The following is a 16,952-nucleotide window of genomic DNA, read 5'->3' as shown; positions in this document are numbered from 1 at the left end:
TGTTTAGCAAGGGACAGGGATTTTTTAAGCGTCAGGTTTTTTCGAAGAATAAAAACCAGTGGCTTGATCATATACGCCGCAAGAGCATGTTATTGCTCAGCGGGAGCGTTTTGCTGATGGCGTCATCATTGGCGTGGAGCGCCGAATTCTCCGCCAGTTTTAAAGGCACGGATATTCAGGAGTTTATTAATACCGTCAGTAAGAATCTGAATAAGACGGTCATTATCGATCCGTCGGTCAGCGGAACCATTACCGTACGCAGCTATGACATGATGAATGAAGAACAGTATTACCAGTTCTTCCTGAGCGTGCTGGATGTTTATGGATTCACCGTGATTCCGATGGATAACAACGTTCTGAAAATCATTCGCTCGAAGGATGCGAAATCGACGTCTATGCCGCTAGCCACTGATGCACAACCGGGCATTGGTGATGAAGTGGTGACGCGCGTCGTGCCCGTCAACAACGTCGCCGCGCGTGATTTGGCACCGCTGCTGCGTCAGTTGAATGACAACGCTGGTGCCGGGAGCGTGGTGCATTACGAACCGTCGAACGTGCTGCTGATGACCGGCCGCGCGGGGGTGATTCAGCGGCTGATGACGATTGTCGAACGGGTTGATCAGACCGGCGATCGGAATGTGACCAGCATACCGCTGTCTTACGCTTCCTCAACGGAAGTGGTGAAGATGGTGAATGAGCTGAACAAGATGGATGAGAAATCCGCCTTGCCCGGTATGTTGACCGCCAATGTTGTGGCGGACGAGCGAACCAACTCAGTGCTGGTGCGCGGCGAGCCGAATTCACGCCAGCGCGTGATTGATATGGTCAAGCAGCTCGATCGCCAACAGGCGGTACAGGGCAACACCAAAGTTATCTACCTCAAATACGCCAAGGCTACCGATCTGGTCGAAGTGCTCACCGGCGTTGGCGACAGCATCCAAACCGATCAGCAAAATGCGCTGCCTGCGCTGCGTAAAGACATTTCGATTAAGGCACACGAACAAACCAACTCGCTGATTGTGAATGCCGCACCGGACATCATGCGCGATCTGGAACAGGTGATTGCGCAGTTGGATATCCGTCGTCCGCAGGTCTTGGTCGAAGCGATCATCGCGGAAGTACAGGATGCCGATGGCATGAATCTGGGCGTTCAATGGGCGAATAAAAATGCTGGTGTAACGCAATTCACGAATACGGGATTACCGATCACGACAATGATGGCGGGGGCGGATCAGTTCCGACGTGATGGAACGCTTGGCACGGCAGCGACAACGGCGCTTGGCGGTTTCAACGGGATTGCCGCCGGTTTCTATCAGGGTAACTGGAGCATGTTGCTGACGGCGCTGTCCAAAAACAGTAAGAACGATATTCTGGCAACGCCCAGTATCGTGACGCTGGACAATATGGAAGCGACGTTTAACGTCGGTCAGGAAGTACCCGTATTAGCCGGTTCGCAGACGACATCCGGCGACAACGTTTTCCAAACGGTAGAACGTAAAACGGTTGGTATCAAACTGAAAGTGAAGCCCCAAATTAACGAAGGCGACTCCGTTCTGCTGGAAATCGAACAGGAAGTCTCCAGCGTGGCAGATGCGGCCTCCAGCAGCAGCACCGACCTGGGGGCAACATTCAATACGCGTACCGTTAATAACGCGGTACTGGTCAGCAGCGGTGAAACCGTCGTTGTTGGCGGCTTGCTGGATAAAAGTACCAATGAGTCCGCGAGTAAAGTGCCTTTGTTGGGCGATATTCCCGTGTTGGGATACTTGTTCCGTTCCAACAGCACGGAAACGAAAAAGCGTAACCTGATGCTGTTTATCCGTCCTTCCATTATTCGCGATCGCAGCCAATACCAGAGCGCCTCTGCCAGTAAATATCACTCGTTCAATGCGGAAGAGGAGAAGCAGCGAGACGTGAACGGCAGCGAAGGGGGGCTCTTGAATAACGAGTTGCTGCGCTTGCCGGAAGGCGGAAACGCCTACACGTTCCGTCAGGTTCAGTCCTCGATTGTGGCGTTTTATCCGGCGGGCGGGAAATGAGTGACGTTGCCTCCCAGATGATAGAGCTACGCCCGATATTGCCTTTTGCCTATGCGCGATCGCAGCAAATTCTGCTGTTGCAGCGGGAAAATGATGCGAGCCTACAGACGATTTGCGTCGCGCAAACGCCGCCTTCTGCCTTGCTGGAAGCGCGTCGGATTGCGGGCTGCTCGCTTAAGATTGAACGCGTGACGGAAGACGAGTTTGAACGGCAATTAGTCATTAGCTATCAGCGCGACTCGGAAGAAGCACGCCGTCTGATGGAAGATATCGGCAATGAAATGGACTTTTATACGCTGGTGGAGGAATTGCCAGACAGCGACGATTTGCTCGATGCCGACGACGACGCGCCGATTATCCGCCTCATCAACGCCATGTTGACCGAAGCGATTAAAAATAAAGCGTCGGATATTCATATCGAAACGTATGAGCGCTATTTGCTGATCCGCTTCCGCGTTGACGGCGTACTGCGTGAAATTTTGCGTCCACAGCGTAAGCTGGCGTCGCTGCTGGTGTCGCGTATCAAGGTTATGGCAAAGCTGGATATTGCGGAAAAGCGTATTCCGCAGGATGGACGTATGGCGCTGCGAGTGGGGGGACGAGCGATTGACGTTCGTGTCTCCACACTGCCGTCGAACTACGGTGAGCGCGTCGTGCTGCGCTTGCTGGATAAAAACAGCGTTAAGCTCGATCTTGAACTGCTGGGTATGTCGGAACGCAATCGGCAACTGCTGGACAGCCTGATCCATCGTCCCCATGGCATTATTTTGGTCACCGGCCCGACAGGATCGGGGAAAAGTACCACGCTTTACGCCGCGCTCAGCCGCCTGAATGCGTCAGAACGTAACATCATGACGGTGGAAGATCCCATCGAGTATGAACTGGAAGGCATCGGGCAAACGCAGGTCAATGCCAAGGTCGATATGACGTTTGCCCGCGGGCTGCGTGCCATTCTGCGTCAGGACCCGGACGTCGTGCTGGTGGGGGAGATTCGTGATGGTGAAACGGCGCAGATTGCCGTGCAGGCTTCGCTGACCGGCCACCTTGTGTTATCCACACTGCATACCAATAGTGCGCTGGGCGCACTGTCTCGTTTGCAGGATATGGGCGTCGAGCCTTTCCTGCTATCAACCTCTTTGCTGGGCGTTCTCGCGCAGCGTCTGGTCAGGACGCTGTGTTCTGACTGTAGCCAGCCGCAGCCGGTCGATCCGGTTCAGGCTGAACAGATGGGGATCGCGCCCGGTACGCTGCTGCATAATCCCGTTGGTTGTCCGCAGTGTAGCTTTACCGGCTACCGGGGACGTATCGGCATTCATGAGCTGGTGCTGATTAATGACGACGTCCGTGCCGCGATCCACCGCAGTGACGGTGAAATGGCGATTGCGCAGATTCTGGGGGGGAGTCGAACCACCATCCGTCAGGACGGGTTGGATAAGGTACTGTCGGGGCTCACGACCTGGGAAGAAGTGATCCGCGTAACCAAAGAGGAATGATATGGCACAGTACCACTATCAGGCGCTGGATGCGCAGGGGAAAAAATGCCGTGGCGTTCAAGAGGCCGACTCTGCCAGGCAGGCGCGTCAGCTATTGCGGGAGCGCGGGCTGGTGCCGTTGTCGGTTGATGAAAACCGAGGCGACCAGCAGAAATCCGGTTCTACAGGATTCTCCCTACGTCGCAAAATTCGGATCAGCACCTCAGATTTGGCGCTGCTGACTCGCCAGTTGGCCACGCTGGTGGCGGCGTCGCTGCCGCTGGAGGAAGCGCTGGATGCGGTGGCGAAACAGAGTGAAAAGCCACAGCTGAGCCAGTTGATGGCGGCGGTGCGCAGCAAGGTTATGGAAGGTCACTCGCTGGCCGATGCCATGAAATGCTTCCCCAGCAGCTTCGAACGGTTGTATTGCGCGATGGTCGCCGCAGGCGAGACGTCCGGTCACCTTGATGCCGTGTTGAACCGATTAGCGGACTACACCGAACAGCGCCAACAGATGCGTAGCCGCATTCAGCAGGCGATGATTTACCCGTGCGTATTAACCGTGGTCGCGATTGCCGTGGTCAGCATTTTGCTGTCCGTCGTGGTGCCGAAAGTCGTCGAGCAATTTATTCATATGAAGCAGGCGCTGCCGCTTTCAACCCGCGTGTTGATGGGGATGAGCGATGCTGTGCGCACGTTTGGACCGTGGATGTTGCTGGCATTGCTGGCTGGTTTTATGGCGTTCCGCGTGATGCTGCGGCAGGAAAAGCGGCGCATCAGTTTTCATCGCCGCCTGCTGCATTTACCGCTTATTGGCCGTATAGCGCGTGGCTTAAATACGGCACGCTACGCGCGGACGCTCAGTATTCTTAACGCCAGTGCGGTGCCGTTGCTACAGGCGATGCGCATTAGCGGCGATGTCATGAGTAATGACTATGCCCGCCATCGGCTCTCTCTGGCGACGGATGCGGTACGAGAGGGCGTCAGCCTGCACAAAGCGCTGGAACAGACGGCGCTCTTTCCCCCAATGATGCGCCATATGATCGCCAGCGGTGAACGCAGCGGCGAGCTGGATAGCATGCTGGAACGGGCGGCGGATAATCAGGATCGGGAATTCAGTTCGCAGATGACGCTGGCGCTGGGGCTATTTGAGCCTCTGCTGGTGGTTAGCATGGCAGCGGTGGTGTTGTTTATCGTACTCGCGATTTTACAACCGATTCTGCAACTGAATACGTTAATGAGTTCGTAAGAGAACCAACAATTGAATGAGGGAAAGTAAGGATGCAACAGTCTCAGCGTAGTTGTGGACAAAATCGTTATGGTCAGAGCGGTAATCGTCAGCGTGGTTTTACCCTGTTGGAGATTATGGTGGTCATCGTCATTCTCGGCGTACTGGCGAGTCTGGTGGTACCCAATCTGATGGGGAATAAGGAAAAGGCGGATCGGCAAAAAGCCGTCAGCGATATTGTGTCTCTGGAAAGCGCACTCGACATGTATAAGCTGGATAACAACCGCTATCCGTCCACCGAGCAGGGGCTGAAGGCGCTGGTAACGAAGCCGACGGTACAGCCGGAACCGCGTAACTACCCAGCCGATGGCTATATTCGCCGCCTGCCGCAGGATCCGTGGGGCACGGACTATCAACTGCTGAACCCCGGCCAGCACGGCAAGCTCGATATCTTCTCTCTGGGGCCTGATGGCATGCCGGGAACGGAAGATGACATCGGCAACTGGAATCTTGATAAGAAATAAAGGTATGCGGCGATCCGCTTGTCTTTATTGATGATGGTTGTTGGGTGATGCCTGTGGATGACTGTTGTGGGTAGTTGCTATCAATGGCGGCGGGAAAAGGACGGCAAAAGCGCAATGAAGCGGTCAACGAGGAAGCAGCAGGGGTTCACCCTGCTGGAAATGATGCTGGTCGTGTTACTGGCTGGCATCGCGGCTAGCATGGTCGTCATGGCGTTTCCTCCCGAGCGCAAGAATGACAGCGCCTGGCAGTTGGCTCGTTTTCAGGCGCAGCTAGAGTTTGCCGCTGAAAGCAGCCAGGTGAATGAATACATGCTGGGTGTTCGTATCTATTCCGATCGCTGGCAGTTTTATCAACTCCAGCGACCCGCTGCATCAGAAGGGATACCGATCCCGAGTGGCGATCGCTGGCAGGGCTACAAGTGGCAGCCGTGGCAACCGCATCGGGTGAGCGCATCGGCAACGCTGCCCGAGGCACTACGGCTTGAGCTACTGCAAGCCGACGGGAAAAAAGTGGATAAAACGCAGAGTGGTGACGATCCCGATATCCTGATTTTGCCCGGTGGCGAAATCACACCTTTCCGTCTGCTCGTTAAATCTGAAAACAAAGCGCTCTCGAATTGGCTCCAGGTGGATAACACCGGACGATTTGTGACGTCGATGAGTCAGGGCAAGAAACGATGAGACGACAGAAAGGGATGACGCTGGTGGAAGTGCTGGTCGCGCTGAGCGTTTTTGCGCTGGCAGGCATTGCTGTTTTGCAAACGACAGCCAGACAGGCAAGTAGCCTGAGCCGGCTGGAAGAGAAGACGTTTGCAGGGTGGGTGGCGGAAAACCAGCAGGTTCAACTGCGACTGGAACAGCGCTGGCCGGAAGCGTCGTGGGTGAGAGGCGAAACGCAGTTCGCTGGCCTGCGCTGGCATTGGCGCTGGCAGGGTGTAGAGACCGGTGATCCTCAGACCAAAGCGCTGGATGTGGAAGTGCGACGTAATAAAGACGCCTTTGCCGCCGATGCTTCCCTGCGCACCTATGTGGTGAAGCAATAATGTTTAGTAAGACAAGGATGTGCAGCCAAACAAGAAGGGGACGAGAGCCCGCGCGACAGAAACGCCAGCAGGGGTTTACGCTGCTGGAGATGATTCTGGCGATCGCTATTTTTGCGGCTCTGAGCCTAAGTGCGTTTCAGGTGCTGAACGGCGTGATGCGTAACGATGAAATTTCGCAGCGTAAAGCCGAGCGTCTGGCCGAAATACAGCGCGCATTTTCGCAAATGGACAACGATTTCTCCCAGATGATCGCACGCGGCAGCAGAGGAAGTACCTCGATGTTTTACGCTGGTCGCGATCAGTTAAAAAGTGATGATTGGGGCGTCAGCTTTATGCGTAATGGCTGGCAGAACCCGTTTGGCATTCTGCCACGCTCGGAACTTCAGCCTGTGGCCTATCGGCTGCGGGAACACACGCTGGAACGGTTAACGCATGTAACTCCCGATCCGATAGAAGGGCTCGAACCCGGCGTAAAACCGCTTCTTACGCAGGTTGATGGCTTCCGCCTGCGCTTTTTCAGCAATAAAACCTGGCGCGATCGCTGGGACAACACTACGCAATTGCCACAAGGAATCGAAGTGGTGCTGACCTTAAGGGATTACGGAGAAATGTCGCGTATGTTTTTAATTACCACCGGGCCGGTTAAATGAGGTCGCGTCAGCGCGGCGCGGCACTGCTGGTGGTGCTCCTGATTCTGGCGTTAATGGTGACGATTGCCGCGGTGATTACGGAACGCACAGGCAAAGCATTTTTGCGTACCGAAAGTCATTTGAGCCGTCAGCAGGCGAAATGGTACGCATTAGGGGCGGAAACGCTAAGCGGGCAGATATTACAGCGCGATGCGCGGAATATGCCGGGGCGCACGTTTGCCGGACAGAACTGGTCGCAGCCGGGGATGCGTTTCCCCGTGGACGGTGGCGAAATCACTGGCCAGATTACTGATGCGCGTACCTGCTTTAATGTGAATGCGATCAATCAAGGCGTGGATAACGAAAGCACACTGGTGAAGACGCCTTATCCGGCACAAGTTTTTCGTTTGCTGTTGAAAAATCTGGGTGAAGAAACGGATCGTGCAGAAAAAATTACCGCAGCGGTGCGTGACTGGATTGATGCGGATAACTATCCGTCGGCGAACGGCGCAGAAGACGAAGTCTATGCTGCGTTGCCAGTGCCTTATCGTACCGCGAATCAGAGAATGAGCGAAATCAGTGAATTACGCTCAGTGTATGGCGTTGATAGCGATCTCTATCGTCGGTTACTGCCCTATGTCTGTGCGCTGCCGGTGGATGCGATGTCCATTAATATCAACACGCTAACCGAATTTGATGCCCCGCTGCTATCTGCCGTGTTCCTGAACGAAATGACGATGTCGCAGGCAAAAGCGCTGGTGCAGCAGCGGCCACGTATGGGGTGGGCGAGTATTGAAGTTCTGCAACAAACCGGGTTATTGCCCCCGAATAGTAAAAATACCGCGCAGCGAGTGCTGGCAGTAAAAAGTGAATGGTTCTTTGTAAAACTTCAGGTGCGTGTCGGCGACAGCGATTTTCATCAACGTAGCTTGCTTCATCTGAGTGGACAAAAGGTACAGATCGTGCAGCGGCAATATGGAGGATATAGGACGGTGAATCCATGAAAATAGCGGGAAAATGGAAGCGAAAAGCCGCAAAAGTCCCATTAAATCGAGGAACGGTCGCTCGACATCCGTGCCTCATTGTTCGTCTTCCGGTAGAAGAGCTGGGAGAGATCGAATGGCAGGTGCGTTCATCTAATGGGGAAAATTTACTGAGTCAGGGACGCGGCAGCGTCGAACAGGTTCGTCAGGCGCTAGCGGCCTATCCGTCCGTGGCATTTACCCGTGTTCTGGTTCCGGCCACTGACGTGACGTTTTATACCCTGACGCTGCCCCGACAGGCTCGGCGTCAGCTGACGCAGGTCGTGCCGTTTATGCTGGAAGATCAGCTAGCGACGGAAATTGAAAAGCTGCATTTTGCCGTGCTGGAAATTCATGGCGATGATGGCACGGTTGCCGTGGTGGAAAAAAACCGGATGCAGTGCTGGCTGGCACAGTGTGATGCGCTGGGCCTCAGCGTCGATACGTTATTGCCTGATGCCCGCGTATTACCGAAACATCAGGATGGCTGGAGCGCGTTGCAGCATGATGACATGTGGCTATTTCGCCAGCCGACGGGCCATGCGATGGCGGCAGAGTCCTCCTGGTGCGGTGACCTGCTGAAAGCGTCTATGCCGCTACCTGCGATATACAGCTACAGCGCTGCATCTGTCGGCAGTGAGCTGTCGCAGTACGAATGGCAGGAAGAGGGCGAGTGGAAGGCACAGCCGGAAACGGATCTCTTCACACTGGCGGCAACGGCACACTTACCTGCCTCGGTCGATCTGCGACAAGGCGACTATGCGCCGGAGAAAGCCTGGCAAAACACCCTGCTGCCGTGGCGCGGCGTTGGGATCGCGTTTGCCTGTTACCTGCTGTTGGTTGTGGCGGATGCCGGCTGGGCGCATTACCAGCTTTATCAACAGTCTGAACATTGGCGACAGGAAAGCGTGCGTGTCTATCGGCAAATTTTCCCTTCCGAGACGAATGTCGTTAACCCGCGCGCGCAGATGCAGCAGCATCTGCAACGTACGGCCGCCGGAGGCACAGGGAAAGCGCTGCTGGATCAATTGAACCCCTTACAGCAACTCATAACGCAGAATAGCGCGATCAAAATTCAGTCGCTGTCTTACGACGGCGCTGCGGGTGAATTCCGGCTGGCGTTGCAGGGCACGTCATATCAGGAGCTCGAGCAATTTCAGCAGCAGGCTGCCGCTTATTATCAGGTACAGGCGGGAGAGATGCGGCAGGAAAACGATCGGGTTGAAGGCCGCTTAACGTTAAGGAGCCAGCAATGAATGAATTACGGCAACGCTGGCAGGCGATGAGCCCACGCGAGCGTCAGCTTATGGTCGTGTGCGCGGCGGTGCTTCTGCTCTGTCTGGTGTATTACGCTATCCTACAGCCTTGGCAGGAACGGGAAGATCTGTGGGAGCGTACGATTTCCCGCGAACAGCAAACCGTCAACTGGATGCAGAAACAGGCCTCATCGATTCCGCAGGGCAATCAGGCGCAGGGGGACAATAGCCAGCGCGACGTCAGTCTGCCGATTTTGATTTCGCAAAGTACCAAGCGTTACGGGCTCAGCGTTGTTCGCTTGCAGCCGCAGGGTAGTCAGGCATCGGTGACGCTGGGGCAGAGTGATTTTAATAGTCTGCTGCGTTGGCTTGGCGAACTGGAACAGAAAAATGGCGTAAAAGTGATGTCGCTGGATGTGAATGCTGTCGAGCAAAGCCCCGGAATGGTGGATGTTACCAGACTGATGCTGGAACGGGCGGATGAAGCTTAAATCCGGCATTGGCGCAGGTATCGCTATGGTTCTGGCCTACGGGCTGTTCTTGGCGAGCTATGCGCCTGCCCGCTTGCTCACCGCCGTGCCGCTGCCAACTGGAATGGTGGTTGCAGAGGCCAGCGGAACGCTATGGCAGGGGAACCTGCAACGGTTTAGCTGGCGCACGTTAACGCTGGACGATGTGCACTGGAATATCACCTTCTCGGATTTTATGCCCGCGCTGGAAATCGCGTTTAAAAACCCGGAAGGCATTGCAGGTCGCGGGATCATTCGCGGCTGGCAGCAGCCGCAGTTTTATCAATGGCAGCTTTCTGTGCCAGCGGGCTATTTATTCAGCCACCTGCGTTTTATCGTACCAATCGGCGCAGAAGGAAACGTGCAGCTCAATCTGCAAGAGGCGACGGTAGACCGTTCAGGCTGCCAGTCGCTGGATGCCAATATAACCTGGCCGGGGGCGCGGGTGAAAACGCCGCTGGGCGGACTGGTGCTCGCTACGCCTCAGGCCACGTTACGCTGCCAGCAAGGCGCGCTAGAAGCGAACCTGCGGCAGACCTCCTCACATCTGCAATTGTCTGGCAAAGGCAGCGTCACCCCGAAAGGTGAATATCGTTTCACGGGGCGGTTGAGTAGCGGAAATGACTTGCCCGCGACGATGAAAAAGCTGCTGGCAACCACCGGTAAAGCCGATGAACAGGGTGCCAGAACGCTGAATTTTCAAGGGCGCTTGCTGTAATAGACATGATCGTTGTAAGAAAAAACGTTCGTTGTTATTGCTGTGTCGTCGAACGCAAAAATAAACCGCTCATTCATACCGTTTCTTTATCAACAATCAGGGATTAACGTGGACGATTTAAGGGAATTTGCACAGCTGTTTCCGGCGTGGTGGTTTGGATCGCTGGGCGTGTTGGGATTGATTGTTGGCAGTTTTCTGAACGTGGTGATTTACCGCTTGCCGATTATGCTGGAGCGTCGCTGGCGGCAGGACATCGAGCTTGAAACGGGCATAGCCGATTCCGATCCTGATACGCGCTACAACCTGTGGTGGCCGCCTTCGTCTTGTCCGCACTGCCAGCAGGCTATTGTGGTGAAGGATAACATCCCGCTATTCAGTTGGTTATGGCTGCGTGGCCGCTCCCGCTGCTGTCATCAATCAGTATCTGTGCAATATCCGTTAGTGGAAGTCATCACCATGCTGGCTTTTCTGACGGCAGGTTTACTCTGGCTGCCCGGTATGGCGCTGTGGGGGGCGTTGATTCTGCTGTCATTCCTGTTGGTGCTGACCGTTATTGATATCAAAACGCTGCTGCTGCCGGATGTGCTTACGCTGTCGCTTCTGTGGATAGGGCTGCTGTTTAATCTGTCGGAGACATTTGTCCCATTGAGTGATGCCGTAGTCGGCGCGATGGCCGGTTATTTATCTCTGTGGCTGCTTTATTGGGTATTCAAATACGCAACGGGCAAAGAGGCGCTGGGGTACGGTGATTTTAAGTTGCTGGCTGCGCTGGGTGCCTGGCTGGGCTGGCAGGCATTGCCGAACCTGGTTCTGGTGGCGGCGCTGAGCGGGTTGGTTGTTACTCTCGTCTGGCGCGGATTGCGTAAAGAGGATACGGCTAAACCGCTGGCCTTTGGCCCCTGGCTGGCAATGGGCGGTGTGTTTGGCGTGATAATGAACGGATTCAATCTGTAGAGCATGACAAAGGCAATACGAGTCATCGGTTGAACAATCGTCAGTCGAACATAGATCGGCAGGCATAAAAATAGGCTGAGGGTATAAATACCATCAGCCTTTTTTATCTTTATCTGTGTGTGCCCTTCAATGAATAAATCTTTGCCGGGCAAATGACAGGTTATTCTACCATCAGCATAAAGGTACTCACCCAAACGACTAAACAGAATGAGATACCCATAAAAAAATACTTCACCGATTTATTCTCCAGCAGAAACCACGCCAGCAACGATCCCGATTGTGCGTTTTATTATGGAAGGAAATAATTACGCTGCCGGTGATGTCACCGAAGGGTAATCTTTCCCGTTGTCATCACCAGAGTCACACCAGTTATGACGGGATCGGCGCTAAATCTACGCCGAGTGAGGGGGGGAATTCAAGAGGTCCAGAAACTATATTTTCAAAATAGCATTAAAAAGCGTTGAACCGTTTCAGGGACTGGGAAAACCGGGAGGATTCGAGTGAAAATAGCCTCTCAATCTTCCCGATTTTTGACGCTGTTATCGTTGGTTTGGCACCTATTGGATAGGCTTGAATGCGTTAGGCTACAGGACTACGCTCGCCATCCCATCGCAGGGGCAACATATTTCAGGATCGATTCGATCACATGCGCATTATAATCCACGCCCAGCTGGTTCGGCACCGTGAGCAATAGCGTATCCGCTTCGGCGATCGCTTCATCCTGTTTTAGCTGTTGGATAAGTGCGTCCGGCTCAGCGGCATAGCTGCGACCGAAAATCGCGCGCGTGTTTTCATCCAGAAAACCCACCTTGTCACTATCGTTACTGCTTCCGCCGAAATAGGCGCGATCGCGGTGATCCATCAGGGCAAAAATACTCCGGCTGACGGAGACATGTGGCGTGCGCGTATGTCCAGCCTCAGCCCAGGCGGCTCGATAGGCACGAATTTGCTGTGCCTGCTGGATATGAAAAGGTTCGCCTGTTTCGTCATCCTTTAGCGTGGAGCTTTGCAGGTTCATGCCCAGCTTCGCTGCCCATACTGCCGTGGCATTCGATCCTGCACCCCACCAGATTCGTTCACGTAACCCATCAGAATAAGGCTCCAGACGCAAAAGGCCGGGTGGATTAGGGAACATGGGCTGCGGATTCGGTTTTGCAAACCCCTCGCCACGCAGTACATCCAACAGCACCTCGGTATGACGCCGTGCCATATCCGCTTCCGATTCCCCTTCTGTCGGCTGGTAGCCAAAATAGCGCCAGCCATCGATCACCTGTTCTGGCGAACCACGGCTGATGCCGAGCTGCAAGCGCCCGCCAGAGATCAGATCGGCGGCGCTGGCGTTTTCAGCCATGTACAGCGGATTTTCGTAGCGCATATCAATGACACCAGTGCCAATCTCAATGCTTTTGGTTTTCGCCCCAATCGCGGACAGCAGTGGGAAAGGTGAGCCCAACTGGCGGGCAAAATGGTGCACCCTGAAATAGGCGCCGTCAGCCCCCAACTCTTCAGCGGCAACGGCAAGGTCGATAGATTGCAGTAGTGCATCAGCCGCGGAACGTGTACCAGACTGCGGCGACGGGGCCCAGTGGCCGAATGATAAAAAGCCAATCTTCTTCATAGGGTACTTATCCTTATATTCAGACAAATATTTAGCCTATTCGTCCTACCCAGCAAGGGTATATAGATCAGTAATAGAAGCACTCTACGCGATTAATAGTGAGAATAAATATCATTTTTTTAACGTAATAATTCAGTTTATCTGACTAATATTTTGCAGAGTAAATCGCCTGTGGGTTATTTAGCAGAAAACCCAATCTGGGGTGATCTACCCCAAAGTTGGTATCTAAATATTATTATGAGCGAGATCAGTATTTTCTTTGTCGCTATCGCTGTATCATTTTATATATAGCGAAAATCAGGATACCAACATGATAAAGAAATTTGGCTACACGCTGTGGGTTGCCGGGCTGTTTTTGGTGTTTTCTAACGCCTGGGCGGCGCGTCAGGTGACCGACCAACTCGGGCGCACTGTAACGATTCCCGACCACGTTAATCGCGTGGTGGTGTTGCAGCATCAAACCTTAAACCTGCTGGTGCAGTTGGATGCACAAGAGAGCGTCGTGGGTGTGCTTTCCAGTTGGAAGAAACAGTTGGGCGAGCATTATGTGCGGCTGGCTCCGCGTCTGGCGGATTTGCCGATGCCGGGCGATCTCACGCAGGTCAATATTGAAAGCCTGCTGAAGCTGTCGCCGCAGGTGGTTTTTGTCGCTAACTATGCACCGCCAGAAATGATTGCGCAGATTGAGCGAACGGGGATTCCCGTTGTGGCGATCTCGCTGCGTCAGGATCAGCCGGGAGAAGCCGACAAAATCAATCCTACGATGGGTGATGAAAACGCGGCGTATAACGAAGGGCTTAAGGCAGGTATTCGGCTGATTGGTGATGTGGTTGAGCGTCAGAAACAGGCGCAAGCACTGATCGACTATACGTTTACGCAGCGGCAAAATGTGAGTGCGCGTCTGGCGTCTATTCCAGAGGAGAAACGAATCCGCGTGTATATGGCTAATCCTGACCTGACAACCTACGGTTCAGGAAAATATACCGGTCTGATGATGTCACACGCAGGGGCGCTTAATGTAGCGTCGGCATCGATAAAAGGCTTCAAACAGGTGTCGATTGAAAATGTGCTGGCCTGGAACCCAGAGGTAATTTTCGTGCAGGATCGCTATCCGGATGTCGTGAAACAGATCGTTAACGATCCGGCCTGGCAGGCGATTGAGGCGGTGAAACAACATCGCGTGTATCTGATGCCGGAATACGCCAAAGCCTGGGGTTATCCGATGCCGGAAGCATTAGCGATTGGCGAACTGTGGATGGCGAAAAAGCTGTACCCTGAACGCTTCAGCGATATCGATATGCAAAAAGCCGCTGATGCGTATTACCAACGATTCTATCGTATGGACTACCGTGCGGAAGTTTCTGCGGCACAATGAGTTATCGCACCTACCGGATCACGCTGCTAACGGTGGTGGTGTCCACGCTGTTGATTGCCGTGTGCTCATTGGGGATAGGGCGTTTTAGCTTATCCCCGTGGCGCATCGTCCAGATCCTTATCGAGCCACTGTCTGGCAACAATCCTTTACTTGGTGATATTGAACGGCAAGTAGTGTGGAGCGTGCGCCTACCCCGCGTGTTATTAGCCTGGTGTGCGGGCGCGGCGCTGGCGCTGAGCGGAGCCACGCTGCAAGGCGTTTTCCGTAACCCGCTGGTCGATCCGCATATCATCGGCGTGTCCGCTGGCGCGGCCTTCGGCGGCACGCTGGCGATTCTATTAAGCTGGACGCCGCTGCTTTTGCTGCTGTCTGCGTTTACGTTCGGCATGCTGGCGCTCTTGCTGATTTTCATGATGGCCGCCGCATTCGGCAAACAGAACGTGCTGATCCTGATTCTGGCAGGCGTCATCCTCAGCGGCTTCTTTGGCGCACTGGTCAGCCTGATGCAATATCTGGCGGATACCGAAGAAAAGCTGCCGAGCATCGTTTTCTGGCTGCTGGGCAGCTTTGCCACCGCACACTGGAACTCGCTGATGACCATGGCGGTGCCGTTAGCCCTTGCGGGCGGACTGCTGCTGCGGCTGCGTTGGCACATCAACGTGCTGTCGATGGGCGAGCAGGATGCGCGTGCGCTGGGTGTCGCTGTGCAGCCCTTGCGCTGGCTGATTTTGAGTTTGTGTGCCGCGATAGTCGCCGCGCAGGTGGCGGTCAGCGGCAGTATTGGCTGGATTGGGCTGGTGATTCCCCATGTCGCACGTAGGCTGGTGGGGGCCGATCATCGTCGCCTGCTGCCGGTGTCGCTGTGGCTGGGAGGAGGATTTATGGTGCTGGTGGACGATCTGGCGCGCAATCTCAGTGAAGCGGAAATTCCGCTGGGGATTCTGACGGCGCTACTTGGCGCGCCACTTTTTGCCGTGCTGCTGTATAAAACGCAGCGGCAGGGTAGAGGACGCTAGCATGCCGACCATCAGGCTATCGACGGAAGAACTGGTATATGGCTACCAACGGGGGCAGGGCTTTTTTTTACCGCTGAATTTGCGCTGTCAGGAAGGGGAAATTACGGCGATTCTGGGCGCGAATGGCAGAGGAAAAACGACGTTGCTGAATACGCTGATGGGGCACTTATCGCCGCTTTCCGGGACGATCCAGCGCGATGGGCACATTGGCTTTGTGCCGCAGATATTCACTCCGCCGTTTTCTTATAGCGTTCTGGATATGGTACTGATGGGGCGTGCGGCACGTGTTCGGCTGTTTGCCATGCCTTCTGCGCATGACATCACCGTAGCCCGGAAAGCGCTGGGGATGCTGGGAATCGCATCCCTTGCCGAGTGTGAATTTAGCGCGTTGTCCGGCGGGCAGCGGCAGCTCGTCTTAATCGCGCGTGCGTTAGCTTCGGAGTGCCAGACGCTGATTCTGGACGAGCCGACGGCGGCGCTTGATGTGCAAAATCAGGCGCAGGTGCTGCGGTTATTGACGCATCTGGCTAAAACGCAGCGCTTGAGCATCCTGCTCACCACGCACGATCCCTCGCATGCGCTGGCCATTGCCGATCGGGCGCTGCTGCTGATGGATAATCAACACTATCTTTATGGTCGTTGTGATGAGGTTGTGACGGAGGATAACCTGTCGCAGCTGTATGGTATTCCGATGCGGCAGGTGTGCGTGGAAATCGTGGCGCAGCCGTATTATGCGCTGATACCGATATTGACCATGACGGAGCCACCATGACCGATCCCCTTCGCCTGTATGCCGCGGGCAGCCTGCGCCTTGCATTTGCTCCGCTGTTGGCGACGTTCAGCGAACGCTATGCGGTGGACGTGATACCGACGTTTGGCCCGGCTGGGCTACTGAGTGAAAAAATAATGCACGGTGACGCGGTGGATATTTTCGCCTCGGCAAACTGCGCGCACCCTTTACGCTTGAAAGCGCTGGGCCTGACGGAAGAAACCAGCGTGTTTACGCGCAACCACCTTTGTATTGTGATGCGTAACGTGCCGGAACTCACTACTCAATCCTGGCTGATGGCGCTCCTTGACCCACGCTTTGTGCTTTCAACGTCAACGCCTGGCAGCGATCCTGGCGGGGATTATGCGTTTGCGCTCTTTGAACGCATCGAACGTCTGCATCGAGGCTGGGGAAATCAGCTGCGCGACAAAGCGAAACCGCTGGTGGGCGGAGCGCTTGATCATGCCATTCCGGCTGGCATGACGGCGGGAAGTTACCTGATTCGGACTAGGCAGAGTGATATGCACATTGGCTATGCGAGCTATCTGCCGTTGTTGCTCAATCAACCGGATCTACATGTAGTTCATTTACCCGATCCCTATCGCATTGATGCCGAGTACATGCTGGCTGTCATGAAGCCTGCCCGACGTGAGGCGCGGCTGCTGGCAAACTACCTTTTATCACCTGAAGGACAAGGCTTTCTGGTGAACAAAGGATTTGCCTCGCGGTTTTAGTCGCAGAACGGGAGGTAAATCGGTCAACGATGGCGAACTCTGCTAT

At 54.6% G+C, this 16,952-nt stretch carries 18 protein-coding genes; 16 read left to right on the top strand and 2 right to left on the bottom strand.

What is annotated here, in order from left to right; translation table 11 throughout:
- Positions 1 to 86 precede the first annotated feature (86 nt).
- The 12 genes from gspD to H4F65_RS15565 all read left to right on the top strand — a co-directional run bounded on the left by gspD (position 87) and on the right by H4F65_RS15565 (position 11,394).
- The gene (gspD, locus tag H4F65_RS15620) at positions 87 to 2,039 is read left to right on the top strand and encodes a type II secretion system secretin GspD (RefSeq protein WP_167740030.1); all 1,953 of its coding nucleotides are present in this window, start codon (positions 87 to 89) and stop codon (positions 2,037 to 2,039) included.
- The gene (gspE, locus tag H4F65_RS15615) at positions 2,036 to 3,532 is read left to right on the top strand and encodes a type II secretion system ATPase GspE (protein ID WP_010681649.1); all 1,497 of its coding nucleotides are present in this window, start codon (positions 2,036 to 2,038) and stop codon (positions 3,530 to 3,532) included. Before gspD ends, gspE begins: the two co-directional genes overlap by 4 nt.
- A gap of 1 nt (position 3,533) precedes the next feature.
- Positions 3,534 to 4,760, top strand: a complete 1,227-nt coding sequence (gspF, locus tag H4F65_RS15610; RefSeq protein ID WP_010681648.1) for a type II secretion system inner membrane protein GspF — start codon at positions 3,534 to 3,536, stop codon at positions 4,758 to 4,760.
- A 32-nt stretch (positions 4,761 to 4,792) separates the two neighbouring features.
- Positions 4,793 to 5,263: a type II secretion system major pseudopilin GspG gene (gene gspG, locus H4F65_RS15605; RefSeq protein ID WP_048257411.1), complete on the top strand. Its 471-nt coding sequence runs from the start codon at positions 4,793 to 4,795 to the stop codon at positions 5,261 to 5,263.
- 114 nt (positions 5,264 to 5,377) lie between these two features.
- A complete protein-coding gene (gspH, locus tag H4F65_RS15600) occupies positions 5,378 to 5,944 on the top strand; it encodes a type II secretion system minor pseudopilin GspH (RefSeq protein WP_010681646.1) in 567 nt (188 codons plus the stop codon).
- On the top strand, positions 5,941 to 6,306 hold the full coding sequence (gene gspI, locus H4F65_RS15595) for a type II secretion system minor pseudopilin GspI (protein ID WP_039284733.1): 366 nt from the start codon (positions 5,941 to 5,943) through the stop codon (positions 6,304 to 6,306). The genes gspH and gspI overlap by 4 nt, the downstream gene beginning before the upstream one ends.
- Positions 6,306 to 6,956 (top strand): type II secretion system minor pseudopilin GspJ, encoded by a 651-nt coding sequence (gene gspJ / locus H4F65_RS15590; protein WP_072014215.1) that lies wholly within the window; start codon positions 6,306 to 6,308, stop codon positions 6,954 to 6,956. The genes gspI and gspJ overlap by 1 nt, the downstream gene beginning before the upstream one ends.
- The gene (gspK, locus tag H4F65_RS15585) at positions 6,953 to 7,939 is read left to right on the top strand and encodes a type II secretion system minor pseudopilin GspK (protein WP_010681643.1); all 987 of its coding nucleotides are present in this window, start codon (positions 6,953 to 6,955) and stop codon (positions 7,937 to 7,939) included. Before gspJ ends, gspK begins: the two co-directional genes overlap by 4 nt.
- Complete coding sequence (gene gspL / locus H4F65_RS15580) at positions 7,936 to 9,213, top strand: type II secretion system protein GspL (protein WP_010681642.1); 1,278 nt, start codon at positions 7,936 to 7,938, stop codon at positions 9,211 to 9,213. Before gspK ends, gspL begins: the two co-directional genes overlap by 4 nt.
- A complete protein-coding gene (gene gspM / locus H4F65_RS15575; RefSeq protein WP_010681641.1) occupies positions 9,210 to 9,704 on the top strand; it encodes a type II secretion system protein GspM in 495 nt (164 codons plus the stop codon). Before gspL ends, gspM begins: the two co-directional genes overlap by 4 nt.
- Positions 9,694 to 10,440: a type II secretion system protein N gene (locus tag H4F65_RS15570; RefSeq protein ID WP_010681640.1), complete on the top strand. Its 747-nt coding sequence runs from the start codon at positions 9,694 to 9,696 to the stop codon at positions 10,438 to 10,440. The genes gspM and H4F65_RS15570 overlap by 11 nt, the downstream gene beginning before the upstream one ends.
- A gap of 108 nt (positions 10,441 to 10,548) precedes the next feature.
- Positions 10,549 to 11,394: a prepilin peptidase gene (locus H4F65_RS15565; RefSeq protein ID WP_010681639.1), complete on the top strand. Its 846-nt coding sequence runs from the start codon at positions 10,549 to 10,551 to the stop codon at positions 11,392 to 11,394.
- Positions 11,395 to 11,554: 160 nt separating this feature from the next.
- Here H4F65_RS15565 and ypdK read toward each other — a convergent pair whose 3' ends face one another.
- Positions 11,555 to 11,629 carry a membrane protein YpdK gene (ypdK, locus tag H4F65_RS22075; RefSeq protein WP_099606229.1) on the bottom strand — a complete coding sequence of 25 codons (75 nt, stop codon included), beginning with the start codon at positions 11,627 to 11,629 and terminating at the stop codon, positions 11,555 to 11,557.
- A 357-nt stretch (positions 11,630 to 11,986) separates the two neighbouring features.
- Entirely contained in the window at positions 11,987 to 13,012 is a 1,026-nt protein-coding gene (locus H4F65_RS15555) for an LLM class flavin-dependent oxidoreductase (protein ID WP_010681638.1), read from the bottom strand.
- Positions 13,013 to 13,322: 310 nt separating this feature from the next.
- Between H4F65_RS15555 and H4F65_RS15550 the strand changes: the two genes are divergently transcribed.
- From H4F65_RS15550 to H4F65_RS15535, 4 genes are read left to right on the top strand one after another with little or no spacing between them, the layout of a single operon-like run.
- Positions 13,323 to 14,387 (top strand): ABC transporter substrate-binding protein, encoded by a 1,065-nt coding sequence (locus tag H4F65_RS15550; protein WP_010681637.1) that lies wholly within the window; start codon positions 13,323 to 13,325, stop codon positions 14,385 to 14,387.
- A complete protein-coding gene (locus tag H4F65_RS15545; protein WP_010681636.1) occupies positions 14,384 to 15,403 on the top strand; it encodes a FecCD family ABC transporter permease in 1,020 nt (339 codons plus the stop codon). The genes H4F65_RS15550 and H4F65_RS15545 overlap by 4 nt, the downstream gene beginning before the upstream one ends.
- Before the next feature lies 1 nt (position 15,404).
- The gene (locus H4F65_RS15540; RefSeq protein ID WP_010681635.1) at positions 15,405 to 16,175 is read left to right on the top strand and encodes an ABC transporter ATP-binding protein; all 771 of its coding nucleotides are present in this window, start codon (positions 15,405 to 15,407) and stop codon (positions 16,173 to 16,175) included.
- Positions 16,172 to 16,906: a molybdate ABC transporter substrate-binding protein gene (locus H4F65_RS15535; RefSeq protein WP_010681634.1), complete on the top strand. Its 735-nt coding sequence runs from the start codon at positions 16,172 to 16,174 to the stop codon at positions 16,904 to 16,906. Before H4F65_RS15540 ends, H4F65_RS15535 begins: the two co-directional genes overlap by 4 nt.
- Positions 16,907 to 16,952 lie beyond the last annotated feature (46 nt).

It is taken from the genome of Pectobacterium brasiliense (assembly GCF_016950255.1).
GTDB classification, from domain to species: Bacteria; Pseudomonadota; Gammaproteobacteria; order Enterobacterales; family Enterobacteriaceae; genus Pectobacterium; species Pectobacterium brasiliense.
The sequence above is the reverse complement of the archived record's forward strand: the minus strand, read 5'-3'. Positions and strand labels throughout refer to the sequence as shown.

Coding starts and splice junctions, on each gene's coding strand:
- gspD (WP_167740030.1), top strand. CDS start 87: ATGTTATTGCTCAGCGGGAGCGTTTTGCTGATGGCGTCATCATTGGCG.
- gspE (WP_010681649.1), top strand. CDS start 2,036: ATGAGTGACGTTGCCTCCCAGATGATAGAGCTACGCCCGATATTGCCT.
- gspF (WP_010681648.1), top strand. CDS start 3,534: ATGGCACAGTACCACTATCAGGCGCTGGATGCGCAGGGGAAAAAATGC.
- gspG (WP_048257411.1), top strand. CDS start 4,793: ATGCAACAGTCTCAGCGTAGTTGTGGACAAAATCGTTATGGTCAGAGC.
- gspH (WP_010681646.1), top strand. CDS start 5,378: ATGAAGCGGTCAACGAGGAAGCAGCAGGGGTTCACCCTGCTGGAAATG.
- gspI (WP_039284733.1), top strand. CDS start 5,941: ATGAGACGACAGAAAGGGATGACGCTGGTGGAAGTGCTGGTCGCGCTG.
- gspJ (WP_072014215.1), top strand. CDS start 6,306: ATGTTTAGTAAGACAAGGATGTGCAGCCAAACAAGAAGGGGACGAGAG.
- gspK (WP_010681643.1), top strand. CDS start 6,953: ATGAGGTCGCGTCAGCGCGGCGCGGCACTGCTGGTGGTGCTCCTGATT.
- gspL (WP_010681642.1), top strand. CDS start 7,936: ATGAAAATAGCGGGAAAATGGAAGCGAAAAGCCGCAAAAGTCCCATTA.
- gspM (WP_010681641.1), top strand. CDS start 9,210: ATGAATGAATTACGGCAACGCTGGCAGGCGATGAGCCCACGCGAGCGT.
- H4F65_RS15570 (WP_010681640.1), top strand. CDS start 9,694: ATGAAGCTTAAATCCGGCATTGGCGCAGGTATCGCTATGGTTCTGGCC.
- H4F65_RS15555 (WP_010681638.1), bottom strand. CDS start 13,012: ATGAAGAAGATTGGCTTTTTATCATTCGGCCACTGGGCCCCGTCGCCG.
- H4F65_RS15550 (WP_010681637.1), top strand. CDS start 13,323: ATGATAAAGAAATTTGGCTACACGCTGTGGGTTGCCGGGCTGTTTTTG.
- H4F65_RS15545 (WP_010681636.1), top strand. CDS start 14,384: ATGAGTTATCGCACCTACCGGATCACGCTGCTAACGGTGGTGGTGTCC.
- H4F65_RS15540 (WP_010681635.1), top strand. CDS start 15,405: ATGCCGACCATCAGGCTATCGACGGAAGAACTGGTATATGGCTACCAA.
- H4F65_RS15535 (WP_010681634.1), top strand. CDS start 16,172: ATGACCGATCCCCTTCGCCTGTATGCCGCGGGCAGCCTGCGCCTTGCA.